The sequence below is a fragment of the Chryseobacterium sp. CH21 genome (genome assembly GCF_004119445.1).
Lineage (GTDB): Bacteria > Bacteroidota > Bacteroidia > Flavobacteriales > Weeksellaceae > Chryseobacterium.
Map to the genome: position 1 here is coordinate 87,465 of NZ_QICI01000107.1, position 18,048 is coordinate 105,512.

An 18,048-nucleotide genomic window follows, 5' to 3' on the forward strand; every position below is an offset into this window, starting at 1 on the left:
TGAAACTTCTGATAAAGGTAGTTATTAAAAAGGGGAAACCGCAAAGACATAAAAGATTTTTAGGCTAAAACTAAGGTTTCAATAAACATCAGCCGTTTCAATTTCTTTTATGTCTTCCGTGGTTTTAAAACAAATATTTAGAAGGAATACTTAGCTCCGATCTGGATCTGATATGGATTTCCGGATAGAGGAACCAAACCACCTCCACTTACGTTTTTGGTGTATTCGTACTGCATCGTATCCTTGTTAAACTTGGTTACTTTATACAGAGAAGTATTTCCGTATGATTTATTTACACCCCATTCTTTGTTAAGAAGGTTGGCTACGTTGAAGATATCTACAGAAAGTTCAAAAGCTCCTACTTTGTCAAATTTTATTTTCTTCGCTACACGAACATCCCAAACTCCGTAGAAACCATTTTTACCTCCGTTACGTTCTGCAATTTTGCCATTGTATTCGTTGATATAGTCTTTCAGAGCCTGTCCTACTTGAGGATCATCCAAAATGGCTTTGGTAAGATTAGGGAAGATAAACGCAAGGTCGTTGGAGTCTACGAAATCTCCATTGATATTTCCTCCGGTTGTAGCAGAGAAACGGGTTCCTCCAATTCCTGAATATCTGATTCCTAGGGTAAATCCTGCAATGGTAGGTGAGTTCCCATAGATCACCACTTTATTACGGAACTGGTTGTCTGAATAAGTCATTCTTAAATCTCTCGGATCGCTTTGAATCATAGTAGACAATGTTGCTGAGTTGGCTACGTTTCCGTTATAAGAAGTATTGTCTTTGATATCAGACCATGTGTAACTTGCTGTGATTTCTCCATCTTTCCAGTAACGGTAACTTGTATCTATTACGAATGAAAACTGGTTTACTTTACCATCGCTTACCAATTCAAGTACTCTACCAAAGTTTTTATTGATTCTTCCAGCTTTCCAGTCGAAACTTACACTATTATTCGCGTTATTGGTAATGGCAGTTGTAGGAATGAATACGCCTCTTCCCCCTTCATTAGCTAAGGTGAAGAAAGGGTTTGCCACCATGTTTCTATCGTAGTAATAGTAATTATTTCTACCTAGAGCCATATATCCTGCAATTCCTGCTCTGAACCTTTCATTGAAGAAATGGGTATAAGAGATATTCGCTTTATAAACGATTGGGATTTTTGCATCTTTCCCTGTATAGTTAATGGTTGGAATCTGAAACTGAGAAAGCGACGGAACAGAGCTATAATCATTTCTATAACTATTGAAATCCGGGAACGGAACATCTTTAGCAGTTACATCCACTGTAGCAAGGTGTTTTCCATCGAATACAAGATTGTTGATGATCATATAGTTGTTGATATCGGAAGAGAAAATTCCGGCACCGAACTTAAGGAAGTCTTTATTTCCTTCATTGATGTTCCAATCAAACTGGAATCTTGGCTGGATTACAAATGATTTTATTTTATTATCCGTTCTGATTCCCATTTCATCAAACAGTTTCTGGTTGAATTCTGCTTTCGGGTAACCACCATAGTCTAATCTTAAACCAGCCATTAAATCAAGACCTTTTGCGATTTTCGTCTGAAACTGTCCGTACACCCCGATATTCCAGATATTGGATCTTACAGACGGATCTTCCATCAAAGGAACTTCTCTGTAAAACCTGTAAGGAGTCATCGCATCAAAGTTGCTCATTCCCTGGAAATGGAATCTTCCGTTCACTTCGCTTCCATATACCGATTTTGCTGTTGTATACATTAAATCTGCTCCGAAAGTATATTTTACCTTATCTGTATTGTAGTATAAGTTATCTACCACCTGAAATACATTATTTCTGAAGCTTTCCTGAGCAAAACGATGTCCCCCGATCTGAATATTGGTAGATCCGGCACTTGAAGCTACTCCTTCCACAATAGCTCTAGGAACAGGTTTTCCTAATTGATTGTTCTGATAACTATCCTGGAAAGTATAAAGATACTGAGCCTTTAATTCATTCGTTAAATTAGGTCTCAGGTTGGATCTTAAAGTCAATAATAAACTGTTGTCAAGGTTTTTGTCGTTTCCGTAAGACTCGAAGAAGTTGATATTGGTATTATCGCCCAATCCATTTTTATTAAGATCATAGGTGAAGTTATTTCTTAGCGTTAATAAGTTTTTTTCGTTGATCTGCCAGTCTAAACGTAAGAACGCAGCGTCTGAGTTTCTTACTTTATCAAACGTTCCGAATTGCGGGCTGCTTCCAACCCCATATTTTGCTCTTGCAATATCCAGAAACTGATTAAGCGTCTGCGTGGTAGTACTGAATCTCTTCTCATCATCCGGAGATTTGATATCAGCAATAGCCAATGGTCTTGAATCCAGCTGATGATCCCATGCTACGAAGAAGTGTAATTTATTTTTAATAATCGGTCCTCCCAATGAAAATCCGAACTGGGATGTAGAGAAATCATTATCTCTTTTGTTTCCTCTGATGTCATATGGGCTGGAAAGCCAGTTGGTTCTTAAATATTCCCAGGCACTTCCGGAAAATTTATTGGTTCCCGATTTGGTAACAGCACTTACGGTTCCACCACCACTTCTTCCCAACGTCACATCATATTGGTTGGTGGTAATTTTAAATTCACGTACAGCTTCAATAGAAATGGAGAATGGGGCACCGCTTCGGCTTGTAGTAGCTCCTGCAGAAGTTGGATTTTTGGCGGTCATCCCGTCAATCGTAAAATTGGTAGAAGATCCTAACTGTCCGGAAAGATTTCCTCCTTTTCCGCTTAAGGGTGATAATTCTGCAAGATTCGCAAAGTTTCGTCCGTTTACCGGAAGCATGCTGATATTTTTAGCAGAAATGGCCGTAGCTGCTCCCAGGTTTCCGATCTTGTTTTTAAGATTTCCGGTAATCTTCACTTCTTCAATAAGTTTCTCATTACCGAGATCCATATTTACAGTTACCTGATCACCAAAATTGACATTGTAACCTTCTTTTTTATCATCGTTCACAATGACTGTGTAAGGCCCTCCAAGAGGAATTTCTTTAAAAATATACTCTCCTTTTGAGTTGGTTTCCGTTTCCGTTCTGAATCCTGTAGACTCATTCACGATCGTTACTTTCACTTTTTCCTGAGCCGTACTTCCCGGTCCGGTAACTTTTCCTACAATAGAAGCCTGCGTGGTCTGTGCATACGCCATAGTTCCAAGCCCTAAAAACAATAATCCCAGTACAATCTTTACTTTTTTCATTTCTTCCGAAGATCTTTATGATTAATTTTTTGATGTTCGTCCATAAACCTTTTTGATTTTCATAATGATAGATCATGATGAGGTTTATTTCAATTAGATGTGCAAAGGTATTTTGACTTTAATGGCAGGGTGTTTAAGAAAGTTTTAACATTTTTTTAATTAAATCAGAACGATATGTTAAATTATTTTAAACACGTGTTTTATTTCCTGTAAAATCAGTTGATTAAGGCATATTACGTATTCTTAATTTTCCTGTACTATTTTATTCTGTTATTTTTTAAATGCAATTACTTTAGTTATTTTTGCTCAAAAGATATAAACCCAATGTCTGAAAACATTCAACAAAAGATAGAACAGCTCCGCAAAGAGCTTCACCAGCATAACGAAAATTATTACTTACTGGATACTCCCACTATTTCGGATTTTGAATTCGATATGCTTCTGGAAGAACTACAGAATCTGGAAGCCCAATATCCCGAATTCTATGATGAAAATTCTCCTACCGTTCGTGTAGGTGGTGGCGTTACCAAGGTTTTCCCTACGATTCAGCATAAATTCAGAATGTATTCATTGGACAATTCCTATGATTTTGACGATCTGGAAGACTGGGAAAAAAGAATCATCAAAACGATTCAAGATCCTGTAGAATTTGTTGCTGAACTGAAGTATGATGGTGCTTCTATTTCTATTCTTTATGAAAACGGAAAACTGTCGCAGGCTGTGACCCGTGGTGATGGTTTTCAGGGAGATGAAATTACCCCGAATGTACGAACCATTTCAGATATTCCTTTGACTTTAAAGGGTGATTTCCCGACTCATTTTTTCATGCGTGGAGAGATTTATCTGACCCGAAAGAACTTTGACAAAATCAATAAGCTGCGTGAGGAAGAAGGCCTAGATCCGTTCATGAATCCGAGAAATACTGCCAGCGGAAGTCTGAAAATGCAGGACAGTGCTGAGGTAAGAAAGCGTGGACTTTCTTCTGTACTGTATCAGTTTATCTCCGAGGATATTCCAGCAGAAACACATTGGGAATTGCTTCAGAAAGCTCAGGGCTGGGGATTCAAAACATCACAGCAGGCCAAATTATGTAAAACGATGGCTGAAGTACAGGAATTTATCACGTTTTGGGATACAGAACGTCATAATCTGCCTTTTGAAATTGATGGAATCGTTTTAAAGGTGAACTCACTACAACAGCAGAGACAGCTTGGATATACAGCTAAGTCCCCACGTTGGGCAATGGCTTATAAATTTAAAGCGGAAAAAGTAGAGACAGAACTTCAAAGTGTGTCTTATCAGGTAGGAAGAACAGGTGCAATCACTCCTGTTGCCAACCTTAAACCCGTTTTACTGGCCGGAACAATCGTAAAAAGAGCTTCTCTCCATAATGAGGATATCATCAAGAAACTGGATCTTCATGAAAATGATTTTGTATACGTAGAAAAAGGAGGTGAAATTATTCCGAAAATTGTAGGGGTAAACACGGATAAAAGAACGGAAGAGAGCAAAGAAATAGAATACATCAAACATTGCCCTGAATGTGGTACCGAACTGGTAAAAATTGAAGATCAGGCGATTCATTTCTGTCCGAACGAACTTCACTGTCCTCCACAGGTAGTAGGAAGAATGATTCACTATGTTTCCAGAAAAGCGTTGAATATCGATAATCTTGGAAGTGAAACCATAGAACAGCTCTACAGAGAAAAACTGATTGAAAATCCTGCTGATTTCTATGTTTTAACGAAAGAACAGCTTCTTCCACTGGAAAGAATGGCTGAAAAATCTGCTCAGAATATCATAACAGGAATTGAAAAGTCTAAAGAAATTCCTTTTGAAAAAGTCTTATATGGAATCGGGATCAAACATGTAGGAGAAACGGTTGCTAAGAAACTGGTAAAAAACTTTCCAACGATTGAAGAATTGAAAGCGGCTACTGCAGAAGAACTTTGCCAGGTAGAAGATATCGGGGCTAAAATTGCGGTAAGTATCGTGGAATTCTTCCAGAATTCTGAAAATCTATTGATGATTGAGCGTTTAAAATCTTATGGTGTACAGCTTGAAAAAGGAGAAAGCACGAATGAAGTTTTATCTAACGTTCTAGAAGGGAAAACATTCCTTTTCACCGGAAAATTATCTTTATTTACGAGAGAAGCTGCTGAGGAAATGGTAGAAAAGCATGGCGGGAAAAATATTTCTGCGGTTTCAAAAAACCTCAACTATCTTGTGGTAGGTGAAAAAGCAGGAAGCAAGCTGAAAAAAGCTCAGGATATCGGAACAATTGAAATCCTGGATGAGCAACAGTTTTTGGATTTGATTGATAAACAATAAAAAATCATTTAATCATTAAACAAAAAAGACTGTGAAATTTATCACAGTCTTTTATTTTAGCCATTCTTCAATATCCTGGTGGCCTGATCTTCTGTAAGGTATGCTTTATTCTTATATTCTTCCCTTCCTTCAGCAACTCTTTCTTTTTGCTCAGTAGTAAGAATATATTCATTCTGATCCAATTCAAAATCCAGAATCTTTTGAATTTCTTCGATAATTCTGGCTTCTTTTAATTGGGTTATCCTGTTAATTAAATCAATTTTTAAATCTGATGTGTTCATCTTATGTGATTTAAGATCAAATTTAGAAAAAATTATTTACTTGAAAACAATAATAGTATATGGAGTATTTTGTCCTGCTTTGGACAAGATCAGCCTGATATGTTCCTTATTCCTGAAGTAATCTGTGTAAGGCTCTTTGGTGATAATCTTCCCTTTCTCTGTTTCTTTGTATCCTGCAGCCAATATCAACTTAAGATATTGATCGTATTCTTTTTTGTCCTTAAACTCAAATTCAATTCTATCTTCTGATTTTTCTTCTTTGTATTCAAACTTTCCGATTTTCGAGCTATAGTCCGGAGCTTCATATTCGGTTAAAAGGAAGCTTAAACCTTCTGTTCTGTCATAAAATTTGAACTGAAGCTGTTTCATTTCCTTTTTAAACTCATCCATGGTAAGCTTGTTGAATCCTTTAAGCTGTTCTACTGTGAAGGTCTGTGCAGAGACCTGAATATTTAGTACAACTGAGAATAATAAGAGTCCTAAAATTTTTCTCATTTCTATTTTTATCACAAATATAAAGAATAGGATGATAATTTTTAATTGAGAAAGTTCTAATATTTTCTTGCTAAAAGAAGTGAATAGACCTTATAGGTTTTAAAAACCTATAAGGTGTTTGAATACATTATTTAATCCTTATGAAACTTGCCAATCTGAAATACTACTATTCTTTAATCAAAGCTTTACGAAACAGTAAGATTTCATCTTTGTTTAATCCTTCCAAAGAAATTGTACGTTTTGTATTGGGCATCCAGTCAGGATAAAGGATCAATTCCACATAATTATCATGTATACGAAACTCTCTCAGAACTTCCGGATTTATTGTATTTCTGCGATCTGATCCAAATCTCAGATTAATACATTTACCGGGAACAATATAAAAATCTTTAGGAAACAAAAAAATAGAATTCTGATTCATGAAAATTTCAAAACTACACCATCGAAATCTTTTACTATTGCTAAGACCTCCTTTAGTTACTGAAACAATGGTACCATGGATCTTTTAAAACTACAGCATCCGGATGTTGATATTTTTCAATAATTTTATTTTTCTGGGTATAAAAGAAAATTCTTGAAATGATAAAAAATGCTACACCTGCCAATGGCAAATAGAAAAAAGGGTCCATGAATTTAAAAGAATAGAATTGTACGTTTTTAAATAAGAAAATCAGATATTTTCTGAGTCAAAGATATAACAATAATCCTTATGAAACCGGCAGTCTGAAGTAAAATGTACTTCCATTATTCAGGGAACTTTTCACTCCTATTTCTCCGTGTTGCTTTTCAATGAAGTTTTTTGAAATGGCCAAGCCTAAGCCCGTCCCGTTTTGATGTTCCCCGGGAACCTGAAAATAGCGATCAAAGATCTGGCGGTGGTATTTTTCATCAATTCCACTTCCGGTATCAATAATACTGAACTGAATAAATGAATTGAGTTTTTCTACCACAATGTTAATATTTTCATCCTGAAACGAATGTTTTACAGCGTTGGTCAGGAAATTATTCATTACCCAGACTGTTTTGTCAAAATCTGCAGTCACAACATCACTATCTTCCAGAAGGTATTCTGTGCTGATGGAAATATTTTTCTGTTCGGCCAATTTCTCAACATTTTTTACAGCTGTCTGTACAATTTCTTTAGGGGAACATTTATCTACAGTCAACCTGATATTTCCGGATTCTACCTGAGAAAGATTAAGCAATTCTCCCGTAATATCTAATAAGCGCTGTCCGTCTTCATTGATGCTTTTTAATAATTCCTGCTGCTGTTCATTCAGTTCTCCGAATTTTTGGTTTCCCAAAAGCTGAACGCCCATTTTGATCGCTGAAATTGGGGTTTTCAATTCATGGGAAATGGTTGCAATGAAATTGGTTTTGGCAAAATCAAGTTCTTTAAAAGGGGTAATATTTCTCAATAAAATTACCTTTCCGATATATTTCTTTTCTTTCTCGCCTGTTTTTACAATATTGATGGGAATAATATCCTGTTCAAAATAGTTTTCCTTATTATCACGAACAATCTTGATAGGATCTTTTACCGGATGGTCTATATTTTTCAGCAGTTCGCGCATCAAATCATTGTTGATCGCTACTTCATGAGCCGTTTTTCCGATAATTTCTTCTTTATGGAGATTCGTAATTTTCAAAGCTTCATCATTAATCATATAGATAAAATGATTCTCATCCAGACCAATCACCGCATCATGCATATTGTTGACCAATGTTTCGATACGTTTTTTATCCATCAATTGCTTAGAAAGCGTACTGCTTTCGTACTCCTGAAGTTTTTCCGCCATACTGTTGAATGAATCTGCCAAGCTGTTGAACTCTTCACTTCCTTTGAAATGAACTCTTTCATTATAATTTTTATCAGCAATCTGTTTGATACTGAAAGTAAGCTGATTGATAGGTTCTGCAATAGTTTGTGGCAGATTGAAAAGTAATATAAAAGCGATCAGAAAACATACTGTTCCTAAACTTACAATCCAAAAAGTAGCATTTTCTGCTGTAATAATCGCGATATCACTCTTGCGTTCTATCCCTTTCATATTCAAAGACATGATCTTTGCCAGATCCTCCCGGATGAGTTTTTCTTTATGGATGTCCGGAGCGTTCAGATAGCTGTTGAAATGCAGATTCAGATTCTGAGTGGCTTCTTTTTCTCCAAATTCTGTAAGGTTCTTTTCCTGTAGTTTGTTATTCTTCTGAAAATCTGCTACCGCAACGGTGCTGTCTGTACTGATATTATCCAGTGCAAGAAGCATATTTTTGGAAAACTCCAGACTGTTATAATTCGCTGTAAGAATCTTTTCAGTGTCAGATTTTAATTTGTTGATGTATACAGAACCTATCACTGAAAGCAGAACGATCAGCAGAAATAAAAGGCCAACGCCTAAGGTAAGTTTCGTTTTAAGTTTCATTACTTTTAAGATAAAATAATAATATCTATCTGTCTTTCATTCAGCCTGTTCATGAGGGTATAGATCCAGCTGTATCCCAACATTCGCTGCCAGAAACTCGCATGGGGTTTCCCAATGCAGACCGTAGTGATATTATGAGCAATCACATATTCCAGAATCCCGTTATGAACACTGCTTTCTTTGATCCGGACTACTTTAGCCCCCAATTCCTGTGCTAAATTAAAATTATTAATTAAATACCGCTGTTTATCCAGAGCAATTTTTTCAGGATTTTCAGAAGGTTTCTGAATGTACAAAACAGTCCACGGACTGTTATAATAGCTGGCTAATCTAGCCGTTTTACGAATAATTGTTTTGGCGATCTTCTCATTGCTGCTGATGCAAGCCAGGAATTTTATCGGTTTAAAGTTTTCGGTTTTAATTTCTGTTTCCACCTTTCTTTCCACGTGGGTGGCCACTTCTTTTAAAGCCAGTTCACGAAGCTGAAGAATATGTCCGCTTTGGAAGAAATTGCTCAGTGCGGTCTGAATTTTTTCTTTTTTATAAATTTTCCCTTCTTTTAAACGGGTCAATAATTCATCAGCAGTAAGGTCAATGTTTACCACTTCATCTGCCAGAGCCAGAATCTTATCCGGAACGCGCTCTGCCACTTCCACTCCCGTGATTTTTTTTACCTCCTCATTCAGGCTTTCGATGTGTTGGATATTCATTGCACTGATCACGTTGATTCCGTTATCAAGGATTTCCAGCACATCCTGCCATCTTTTTTTATTTTTGGAACCTTCTACATTGGTATGGGCCAGTTCATCTACAAGAACTACCTCAGGATGTTCGTTGATGATGGCCTGAAGATCCATTTCTTCAAGATTCTTTCCTTTATAGAAGACTGATTTTCTTTCAATTTCCGGAAGACCTTCTACAAGGGCTACTGTTTCTTCTCTTCCATGAGTTTCTATATAGCCAATTTTTACATCAATGCCATTTCGCAAAAGGGAATGCGCTTCCTGAAGCATACGGAAGGTTTTTCCTACGCCTGCACTCATCCCGATATAAATTTTGAATTTTCCTTTACGGGATTTTTGAATCAGTTCTAAAAAATCTTTTGCTGATGACATTGATTTTATTCTTTTTAATTTTACTTTAAACACTTTTAGCTGTGGTTAAACTGCTTACTAAAACCAGGCGGAAAGACTTGTTGTAATAAAGAAATTTCCTTTTTTAAATTCATCATTCTTTGCAAAAATGGCGTCTTTAGCTGTAAATCCTCTTGCCTCTGTTCGGAAACCACATTTTTAAAAATTGCATAATCTACATTGAGAGAATATCCGAAAGTCTGAAAGCCATTAGGAGTTCCGGTATTGATAATCACTCCGTTTTTATCATTGTAATACTCCAATCTCCCTGCCAGTGCCCATTTGTTGTCTAATTGATATTTCATAAGAACATTCGGGCTGTACCAGATATTATACTGCTCACTTCCTTTTGATTTCTGCTCTGCTCCGATATCAAATCCCAATACCGCAGAAAACTGTTCCGTCAGCTGAAAGCTTCCATATAAATCATGAAAATAACGCATTTTTTTATCTTCTTTTGCTTTGTCATTCCCAATAAATGAGCTGCTGTTCAGAGTAATTTTATCATTGGGTTTATACGTCACCTGATGCCCGAAGGATATACTTTGATTTCCTTCTGCTTTAGCAATTCTTTGCCATCCATTCAGTACTAATCCGCTTAAAAACCATTTCCCATTATCTGAAGTGTAAGAAATTTTGGCTCCTGTTTCAAAATAGGGAGAATTTTCTGCTGCAAAACTTCGGGTAAGGTTGATGTTATCCTTTCCTATAGCACTTTCCCAACCAATATGAGAAGGCATAATCCCTGCATCAATCCATAGGTTTTTATTTTTTGATATTCTGATCCCAATATTAGCTTCATTTACATAGCGTAAAGCATTTTGTTCAGCAGCCATATTATCCTGGGCATAAGTTCCGGCCATTAAAGCGACATTGGCACGGAGATTTTCACTCTGGTAATTGGCTTTTACCAATCCCAGATTAAGATTCATTTCATTGTGTCTGTTATATGAGTATAAAAAATTCTGACGCATATGGTTGCCCGGCTCATTAAAATCATAGGTATAAAAGAGTTCTGCATAAGCGGAAAATGTCACTTTATTTCCTGTTTTCAATGAATCTGATGATTGGGCTTTTGAGAAAAACATTCCCAATACGGCTCCTATAACTAAATATTTTTTCACGTTATTTTTATATTATTTAAGAGTATAAGAAGAATTTAGCTATTAAGAAAAGGTAAGGATTTACCAGCGAATTATAAATGAGAAATATTTTGAAATCGTAGATTTTTTTAATGTAGCTCCTTCAATCATCTTAATGGCTTCAATTCTTCTTTTTATCATTGTATGAATTGAATTATTTTAACTGATCCAAAGCAATATTAAGCTTCAGAACATTTACTTTTGAGGGTCCGAAAAGTCCTAAAAACGGCTTTTCAGTTTGGTTATTAATTAAGCTTTTGATTTGCTCCTCTGAGATATTTCTCACTTTTGAAATTCTCTTTGCCTGGTACAAAGCTCCTTCTTCAGAAATATCCGGATCCAGCCCGCTTCCGCTTGCTGTGACCAATTCTACAGGTACTTTGGTATTTCCCATTTCAGGATTATCCATTTTCAAAGTGTCAATTCTTTTCTGTACGATTTCCAGATATTCTTTGTTGCTTGGACCTTTGTTGCTCCCACCACTTCCAGCTGCATTATAATTGACAGAGGAAGGACGGCCATGAAAGTATTTTTCAGATTTAAACTCCTGCCCGATATTGGCATACAACTTCTGACCTTTATTGTAGACAATTTCTCCGTTTCCTTTGTTAGGAAGTATTTTAGAACCTGCGTATACCACTGCCAGATAAATACCTGTAACGACCAACATTACAAGAGTTAATCTGAATGCTGAAACAATATGATTTTTCATTTTTTTAATTTTAATAGAATAAACTGATTACCATATCTATGATTTTGATTCCAATAAACGGAACGATTACTCCACCTAAGCCATAGATCAAAAGGTTTCTTCTTAATAATGCACTTGCACCAATCGGTTTGTAAGCCACACCTTTCAATGCCAGAGGAATCAGAAACGGAATGATGACCGCATTGAAAATAACTGCTGATAATATGGCTGTTTCAGGGCTGTGAAGGTTCATGATATTCAGCTTCTGAAGAGAAGGAATAAAAGTGATAAACAATGCCGGAATAATAGCAAAATATTTCGCCACGTCATTCGCAATACTGAAAGTCGTCAATGTTCCTCTTGTCATCAGCAATTGCTTTCCGATTTCCACAATCTCTATCAGTTTAGTCGGGTCATTATCAAGGTCTACCATGTTTCCGGCTTCTTTGGCTGCCTGCGTTCCGCTGTTCATTGCGACCCCTACATCAGCTTGTGCCAGTGCCGGAGCATCGTTGGTACCGTCTCCCATCATGGCTACCAGTTTACCTTCCTGTTGTTCCTTTTTGATGTAATTCATCTTGTCTTCAGGCTTAGCTTCGGCAATAAAGTCATCTACTCCGGCTTTTTCTGCAATGAATTTTGCGGTCAAAGGGTTGTCTCCGGTTACCATTACCGTTTTCACCCCCATCTTTCTCAGTCTCTGGAAACGTTCCTGAATTCCAGTTTTAATGATGTCCTGAAGTTCAATAACGCCCCATACTTTTTCATTAACGGCAACTACCAAAGGTGTTCCTCCGTTTTCAGAAATTTTGGTTACCGCATCCTGGGTTTCCTGTGGGAAGATATTTCCGGCTTTTTCAGTCAGTTTTTTTATCGTATCATAAGCTCCTTTACGGATTCTTGTTTCATCAAAATCAATTCCTGAAGTTCTGGTTTCCGCAGTAAAATCAATATAAGTAGGATTAGCTACCAATAAATCTTCAGGTTTCAAAGCACTCAGTTCGATGATGGATTTTCCTTCCGGTGTTTCATCCGCTACAGAGCTTAACGCTGATGCTTTAATAAATTCTTCAAGCTGAATTCCATTGGCAGGGTGAAATTGTGTTGCCTTACGGTTTCCAATGGTAATTGTTCCTGTTTTATCAAGCAGCAAAACATCAATATCTCCTGCTGTTTCCACTGCTTTTCCGCTTTTGGTAATCACATTTGCTCTTAATGCTCTGTCCATCCCCGCAATCCCGATTGCAGAAAGCAGCCCCCCGATGGTTGTCGGAATAAGACAAACGAAAAGAGATATAAATGCCGCTATGGTAATCGGAGTCTGCGCGTAGTCTGCAAAAGGCTTTAAAGTGAGGGTAACAATAATAAATGTAAGCGTGAATCCTGCTAAAAGTATAGTTAATGCGATTTCGTTGGGTGTTTTCTGTCTTGATGCTCCTTCTACAAGGGCAATCATTTTATCTAGAAAGGATTCTCCGGGTTTTGTAGTTACTTTTACTTTAATTCTGTCTGAAAGTACTTTTGTCCCTCCGGTTACAGAACTTTTATCACCTCCGGCTTCACGAATCACCGGAGCACTTTCTCCGGTAATAGCAGACTCATCAATGGTAGCAAGACCTTCAATAATCTCCCCATCCATCGGAATCTGATCTCCGGCTTCACAAAGGAAAATATCGCCTAAAGTCATTTCAGCAGACATTTTCAGTCTTGTTTCTACCTGAAATCCCGGTTTATTATCTAGCACTAATTTGGCCGGCGTCTCTTCCCTTGTTTTTCTAAGGGTGTCTGCCTGTGCTTTTCCTCTTGCCTCTGCAATAGCTTCTGCAAAATTGGCAAACAGAACGGTGAAAAATAAAATAATAAATACTAAAAAGTTATAGGAAAAGCTTCCCTGTGATTGATCACCAGTAAGACTGAACATGCTTACGATAAACATGACAATGGTTCCGATCTCCACCAGGAACATTACTGGATTTTTAAACATAATTTTCGGATTTAGTTTTACGAAGGACTGTTTAATTGCTTCGTTGACCAAATCTCTTTGAAATAATGTTTGTGACTGATTTTTCATTTTTTTGAAAGAGTTTATATCATTGTAAATCAATAGTAACCATCAAGGTCTGCGAAATGATAAGGATTGAGATGGATAATATAAGTGAACGTTTCAGTAAGTGTCAGACTAGCTTCCTCACACTTTTCAGCTCCCTTAATGGTTGAATATTGATTCTAATTTTTAATGTTCACATTTATTTAGAGAAATACTCAATCTGCTCTGCGATAGGCCCTAAAGTCAGTGCAGGGAAGAAAGACAGTGCTGCAATCAGTAGAATTACCGCCAGAGTCATAAATCCGAAAGTAGCTGTATCTGTTTTCAGCGTTCCTGAACTTTCAGGGATATATTTTTTCTGAGCTAATAAGCCTGCGATCGCTACCGGTCCTATAATCGGGATGAATCTTGAGAGTAACAGTACAATTCCTGTTGAGATATTCCACCAAGGGGTATTATCTCCAAGTCCTTCGAATCCGGAACCGTTATTTGCTGCAGAAGAAGTAAACTCGTAGAGCATTTCACTGAAACCATGGAAACCTGGGTTGTTCAATGTCTTTGCTCCAAATTCTGGTAGATAAGCTGTTAAAGCTGTTCCTGCAAGAATTAAGAAAGGATGGAATAAAGCCACAATCATAGCGATCTTCATTTCTTTGGCTTCAATCTTTTTACCCATAAATTCCGGGGTTCGTCCTACCATCAATCCACTTATGAATACTGCCAGAATGATAAAGATGAAATAGTTCAGAATTCCGACTCCACAGCCTCCGTAGAAGCAGTTGATCATCATGGCAAGCAATTCATTCATCCCCGAAAGAGGCATTGTACTGTCATGCATGGCATTTACAGAACCTGTAGAAATCACCGTTGTGGCAATACTCCAATATCCTGATGCAGCGCTTCCAAAGCGGATTTCCTTTCCTTCCATTGCTCCCAGACTGCTATCTGTTCCCATTTGAGTAATCAGAGGATTTCCACCCGTTTCATTCACAACATTCGGAATAGTAAGAGCGAGAAAACCAACTGTCATTACCGTAAAGATAACCCATGACAACTTTCTTTTATTCAGATAAAAACCCAGTGCAAATACCAATGCAAACGGAATGATCATCTGAGTGATCATCTCTGTCATATTGGTCATATAATTAGGATTTTCAAGAGGATGTGCTGAATTCGCTCCGAAAAAGCCACCACCATTAGTACCCAAATGTTTGATTGCAACAAATGCAGATACCGAACCTCTAGAAACATCAGCCTTCTGGCCTTCCAGTGTTATGATGTGATCTTTTCCTTCGAAAGTCATTGGACTTCCGTTGATAGATAGAATTAAAGCAACAATTACGCTTATAGGAACCAGAATTCTGATCACCGATTTGGTAAAAAAGTCATAAAAATTACCAAGTTCAGTACTGGTTTTTTCTTTAAAAGCTTTGAAAAGAACAGCCATAGCCGCCATTCCCGTTGCAGCTGTTACAAACTGTAAAAACATCAGATAAAGCTGGCTCAGATAGCTTACTCCTGTTTCTCCTGAATAGTGCTGCAAATTACAGTTGACTAAGAAGGAAATGGTTGTATTAAAAGCCAGATCGGGTGACATATTCGGATTCCCATCAGGATTTAAAGGAAGCCAGGCCTGATTCAAAAGAAGAAGAAAACCAATGATGAACCAAACCAGATTAATCGCCAGCATGGCATACATGTTTTGTTTCCAATTCATCTGGCGGGTAGGATTAATTCCCGCTATTTTATAAATTAACTTTTCAATGGGTTCAAACACCGGATCCAGAAAAGTTTTTTGGTATCCGTAGACATTAGCTATATATTTCCCTAAAAATATTCCGATAACTAATGTAATAGCAAACATTGCTATAATGCCTAAAATTTCTGTATTCATGACCAATTAAAATTTCTCGGGTTTAATTAAAACATAACAGATATACACAAAGGCAAGTATTGAGAGGAAAAATAAACTCCACATAATTTATATTCTATCAAAAAATTCAACTGATTTATATAAAAGCCAAAATAGTACTGCAAAAAGCAGCATTAAACTTACAAGCATCATATCTTGATCATTAAGGTTAAAAGAGTCAATAATACATACGATACAATCAGCAGACTAAAAGTAGAATGCTCCCGTTTTTTAAACGTTTTTCTTGAAATTGTCATTTTTAAATATTTTATTCAGGTACTATATGCCAAAAGAAAGTCCATTTAAAAAAATAAACAATTAAAAAACTGATTTACAACAAGTTAAATCCAATTACTAATTGTTATAAAACGAGAAAAGCCTATCAAAATGATAGGCTCATTATTAAAATGATAAAGGGTTTATTTTAATCCATATTCTTCCAGTTTACGGTACAGCGTGGCAATACCAATCTCAAGTAAGCGGGCTGCTTCTGCTTTATTTCCTTTTGTATACTGTAAGACTTTTTGGATATGTATTTTTTCCAGTGAGCGCATGCTTAAAGAATCACTTTCCGGAACTGTTTTTTCAGAATAATGAGGAAGACTTTCCGCATCAAGGACATTGTTATCCATTAAAATCAAACTTCGCTCTACTGCATTTCTCAGCTCACGGATATTTCCTTTCCAGTCATTTTTCTCTAAAACTTTATAATAATCCGGATCAACCTGTACAGCTGACAAGTGAAGTTTATGTGAAAAAATATCTATAAAGTGTTTCGCAATTGCTTTCAAATCTTCTTTTCGATCTCGTAAAGCAGGAAGAGTGATCTCAAATACATTTAGTCTGAAGTAAAGATCTTCTCTGAAATGACCTTGTTTTATTTCTTCCACAAGATCCCTGTTGGTAGCCGCAATTAATCTGAAATCAGATCTTGAGACCTTTGTTTCCCCCATTTTGATAAACTCCCTCGTTTCCAAAACTCTCAGGAGCTTTGCCTGAAGTTCAATCGGCATCTCACCAATTTCATCCAGAAACAGAGTACCTCCGTTAGCTTCTTCAATCAATCCTTTTTTATCTTTCAGAGCACCCGTAAAAGCGCCTTGTTTATGACCAAAAAGTTCGCTCTCCAGAATCTCTTTACTGAATGCAGAACAATTGATGGCCACAAAGCTGCTTTTATTTCTGTCACTTCCTTCATGAATAGCACTTGCAAAGACTTCTTTTCCTGTTCCTGTCTCACCGGTAAGAAGAACAGCTGCATCAGTTAAAGCTACTTTCTCAGCAAGCTTTTTAGCCTGCAAAATTAAAGGTGATTTACCAATAATCTGATCAAAACCTTTCGTTACAGTCTGGAGAACAATTCTTGATTTGTTATCTTTTACCTTATCCAGAGCTTTATATACCAACGGAATTATTTTCTCATTATCATCTCCTTTCACAAGATAATCATAAGCCCCATTCTTCATGGCCTGCACAGCATCTGTAATATTCCCGAATGCCGTCATCAGGATAATCTCCAGCTGTGGATATTTGGTTTTAATTGACTTCACCAAATCTACTCCAAAAGCATCAGGAAGACGGACATCGCTCAAAACAACATCAAATTCATATTGCTCCAGCATCGTCATTGCTGAACGTGCTGTAGAAGCTTCTTTTACATTAAAATTTTCTTGGGAGAGGATCATTCCTAAGAGTTTAAGGAGTTTGATCTCATCATCGATGATCAGAATATTTCCTGACATTATAATTATTTTTGGAAAACTAGTACAAACTTATTGAATTTATTCGAGTAAAATAGAGTTACGGAAGGAAATAGTTTTTGAAAAGCTGATGGTGATTGATAGTCCTAGTTATGAGTTTATAGTTTCGGGGGTTAGAAATACAGATCTATTGAGAGCTTTAAAATCCTTATCCCTACAGAATGGATAATATTATAGCAATAGTCCCCTGTTTCCAATGTGTCATTCCGCAGGAATCCAGATCTATTTATGAGAGTTTTAGAGGATGCAAAATGACAGAATAATGTATAAGGTTTTTAGCTCCTGGTATTAGCAGTATCATGCTGAGCTAAGTCGAAGCATTTTAGGCGATGAATAACCTTTCTCCTATGTAATTGTATGGAAGAATTTTGTTTAGACTCCTATGGAGTGACAATATTGTGGGGTAGAGGATAAGAATAGATGATGGAGGATGGGTTTGTTTTGTCTCTTTTTGTTTTGTTTGGTATAGGTACAAAACAAAAAAATCCTTTATCTGATGATAAAGGATTTTTTAAAATAAAATAAAAACTGGCGGCGGCCTACTCTCCCGCTTTCGCAGTACCATCGGCGCTGGTGGGCTTAACTTCTGTGTTCGGAATGGGAACAGGTGAG

Annotated in this window: 13 protein-coding genes, 1 rRNA gene and 1 pseudogene; 2 read left to right on the forward strand and 13 right to left on the reverse strand. The window is 36.9% G+C overall.

Annotated features, from left to right (window positions below; translation table 11 throughout):
- Positions 1-137 precede the first annotated feature (137 nt).
- A complete protein-coding gene (locus tag BOQ62_RS22120; protein WP_129042465.1) occupies positions 138-3,221 on the reverse strand; it encodes a TonB-dependent receptor in 3,084 nt (1,027 codons plus the stop codon).
- Positions 3,222-3,545: 324 nt separating this feature from the next.
- On the opposite strand from BOQ62_RS22120, the gene ligA reads away from it, so the two are divergent.
- Positions 3,546-5,552 (forward strand): NAD-dependent DNA ligase LigA, encoded by a 2,007-nt coding sequence (gene ligA / locus BOQ62_RS22125; protein WP_129042466.1) that lies wholly within the window; start codon positions 3,546-3,548, stop codon positions 5,550-5,552.
- 56 nt (positions 5,553-5,608) lie between these two features.
- Here the strand turns inward: ligA and BOQ62_RS22130 are convergent, their stop codons facing one another.
- Together BOQ62_RS22130 and BOQ62_RS22135 are read right to left on the reverse strand one after the other, a co-directional pair.
- The gene (locus BOQ62_RS22130) at positions 5,609-5,833 is read right to left on the reverse strand and encodes a hypothetical protein (protein WP_228414466.1); all 225 of its coding nucleotides are present in this window, start codon (positions 5,831-5,833) and stop codon (positions 5,609-5,611) included.
- A gap of 36 nt (positions 5,834-5,869) precedes the next feature.
- Positions 5,870-6,328 (reverse strand): hypothetical protein, encoded by a 459-nt coding sequence (locus tag BOQ62_RS22135; RefSeq protein WP_129042467.1) that lies wholly within the window; start codon positions 6,326-6,328, stop codon positions 5,870-5,872.
- A gap of 140 nt (positions 6,329-6,468) precedes the next feature.
- On the opposite strand from BOQ62_RS22135, the gene BOQ62_RS24010 reads away from it, so the two are divergent.
- A complete protein-coding gene (locus BOQ62_RS24010; protein WP_262708377.1) occupies positions 6,469-6,594 on the forward strand; it encodes a hypothetical protein in 126 nt (41 codons plus the stop codon).
- A 207-nt stretch (positions 6,595-6,801) separates the two neighbouring features.
- Here BOQ62_RS24010 and BOQ62_RS22685 read toward each other — a convergent pair whose 3' ends face one another.
- From BOQ62_RS22685 to rrf, 10 genes and pseudogenes are all read right to left on the reverse strand, one after another.
- Entirely contained in the window at positions 6,802-6,957 is a 156-nt protein-coding gene (locus tag BOQ62_RS22685; RefSeq protein WP_164976825.1) for a hypothetical protein, read from the reverse strand.
- 78 nt (positions 6,958-7,035) lie between these two features.
- The gene (locus BOQ62_RS22140) at positions 7,036-8,751 is read right to left on the reverse strand and encodes an ATP-binding protein (protein ID WP_129042468.1); all 1,716 of its coding nucleotides are present in this window, start codon (positions 8,749-8,751) and stop codon (positions 7,036-7,038) included.
- Positions 8,752-8,756: 5 nt separating this feature from the next.
- On the reverse strand, positions 8,757-9,866 hold the full coding sequence (locus BOQ62_RS22145) for a sensor protein KdpD (RefSeq protein ID WP_129042469.1): 1,110 nt from the start codon (positions 9,864-9,866) through the stop codon (positions 8,757-8,759).
- Positions 9,867-9,923: 57 nt separating this feature from the next.
- Positions 9,924-10,972 (reverse strand): annotated as a pseudogene (locus BOQ62_RS22150) (porin).
- A 208-nt stretch (positions 10,973-11,180) separates the two neighbouring features.
- A complete protein-coding gene (kdpC, locus tag BOQ62_RS22155) occupies positions 11,181-11,738 on the reverse strand; it encodes a potassium-transporting ATPase subunit KdpC (RefSeq protein WP_129042470.1) in 558 nt (185 codons plus the stop codon).
- 10 nt (positions 11,739-11,748) lie between these two features.
- Positions 11,749-13,788: a potassium-transporting ATPase subunit KdpB gene (kdpB, locus tag BOQ62_RS22160; RefSeq protein WP_129042471.1), complete on the reverse strand. Its 2,040-nt coding sequence runs from the start codon at positions 13,786-13,788 to the stop codon at positions 11,749-11,751.
- A 175-nt stretch (positions 13,789-13,963) separates the two neighbouring features.
- The gene (kdpA, locus tag BOQ62_RS22165; protein WP_129042472.1) at positions 13,964-15,658 is read right to left on the reverse strand and encodes a potassium-transporting ATPase subunit KdpA; all 1,695 of its coding nucleotides are present in this window, start codon (positions 15,656-15,658) and stop codon (positions 13,964-13,966) included.
- Positions 15,659-15,664: 6 nt separating this feature from the next.
- Entirely contained in the window at positions 15,665-15,742 is a 78-nt protein-coding gene (locus BOQ62_RS24355; protein ID WP_077415921.1) for a potassium-transporting ATPase subunit F, read from the reverse strand.
- Positions 15,743-16,095: 353 nt separating this feature from the next.
- Positions 16,096-17,418, reverse strand: a complete 1,323-nt coding sequence (locus tag BOQ62_RS22175) for a sigma-54-dependent transcriptional regulator (protein ID WP_129042473.1) — start codon at positions 17,416-17,418, stop codon at positions 16,096-16,098.
- 544 nt (positions 17,419-17,962) lie between these two features.
- Positions 17,963-18,048, reverse strand: a 5S ribosomal RNA gene (gene rrf, locus BOQ62_RS22180); the annotation flags it as partial.

Bases quoted from the DNA above. Each gene is read 5' to 3' on its own strand.
- BOQ62_RS24010 (WP_262708377.1), top strand. From the start codon at position 6,469: ATGAAACTTGCCAATCTGAAATACTACTATTCTTTAATCAAAGCTTTA.
- ligA (WP_129042466.1), top strand. From the start codon at position 3,546: ATGTCTGAAAACATTCAACAAAAGATAGAACAGCTCCGCAAAGAGCTT.
- BOQ62_RS24355 (WP_077415921.1), bottom strand. From the start codon at position 15,742: ATGTGGAGTTTATTTTTCCTCTCAATACTTGCCTTTGTGTATATCTGT.
- kdpA (WP_129042472.1), bottom strand. From the start codon at position 15,658: ATGAATACAGAAATTTTAGGCATTATAGCAATGTTTGCTATTACATTA.
- BOQ62_RS22685 (WP_164976825.1), bottom strand. From the start codon at position 6,957: ATGGACCCTTTTTTCTATTTGCCATTGGCAGGTGTAGCATTTTTTATC.
- BOQ62_RS22130 (WP_228414466.1), bottom strand. From the start codon at position 5,833: ATGAACACATCAGATTTAAAAATTGATTTAATTAACAGGATAACCCAA.
- BOQ62_RS22175 (WP_129042473.1), bottom strand. From the start codon at position 17,418: ATGTCAGGAAATATTCTGATCATCGATGATGAGATCAAACTCCTTAAA.
- kdpC (WP_129042470.1), bottom strand. From the start codon at position 11,738: ATGAAAAATCATATTGTTTCAGCATTCAGATTAACTCTTGTAATGTTG.
- BOQ62_RS22145 (WP_129042469.1), bottom strand. From the start codon at position 9,866: ATGTCATCAGCAAAAGATTTTTTAGAACTGATTCAAAAATCCCGTAAA.
- kdpB (WP_129042471.1), bottom strand. From the start codon at position 13,788: ATGAAAAATCAGTCACAAACATTATTTCAAAGAGATTTGGTCAACGAA.
- BOQ62_RS22120 (WP_129042465.1), bottom strand. From the start codon at position 3,221: ATGAAAAAAGTAAAGATTGTACTGGGATTATTGTTTTTAGGGCTTGGA.
- BOQ62_RS22135 (WP_129042467.1), bottom strand. From the start codon at position 6,328: ATGAGAAAAATTTTAGGACTCTTATTATTCTCAGTTGTACTAAATATT.
- BOQ62_RS22140 (WP_129042468.1), bottom strand. From the start codon at position 8,751: ATGAAACTTAAAACGAAACTTACCTTAGGCGTTGGCCTTTTATTTCTG.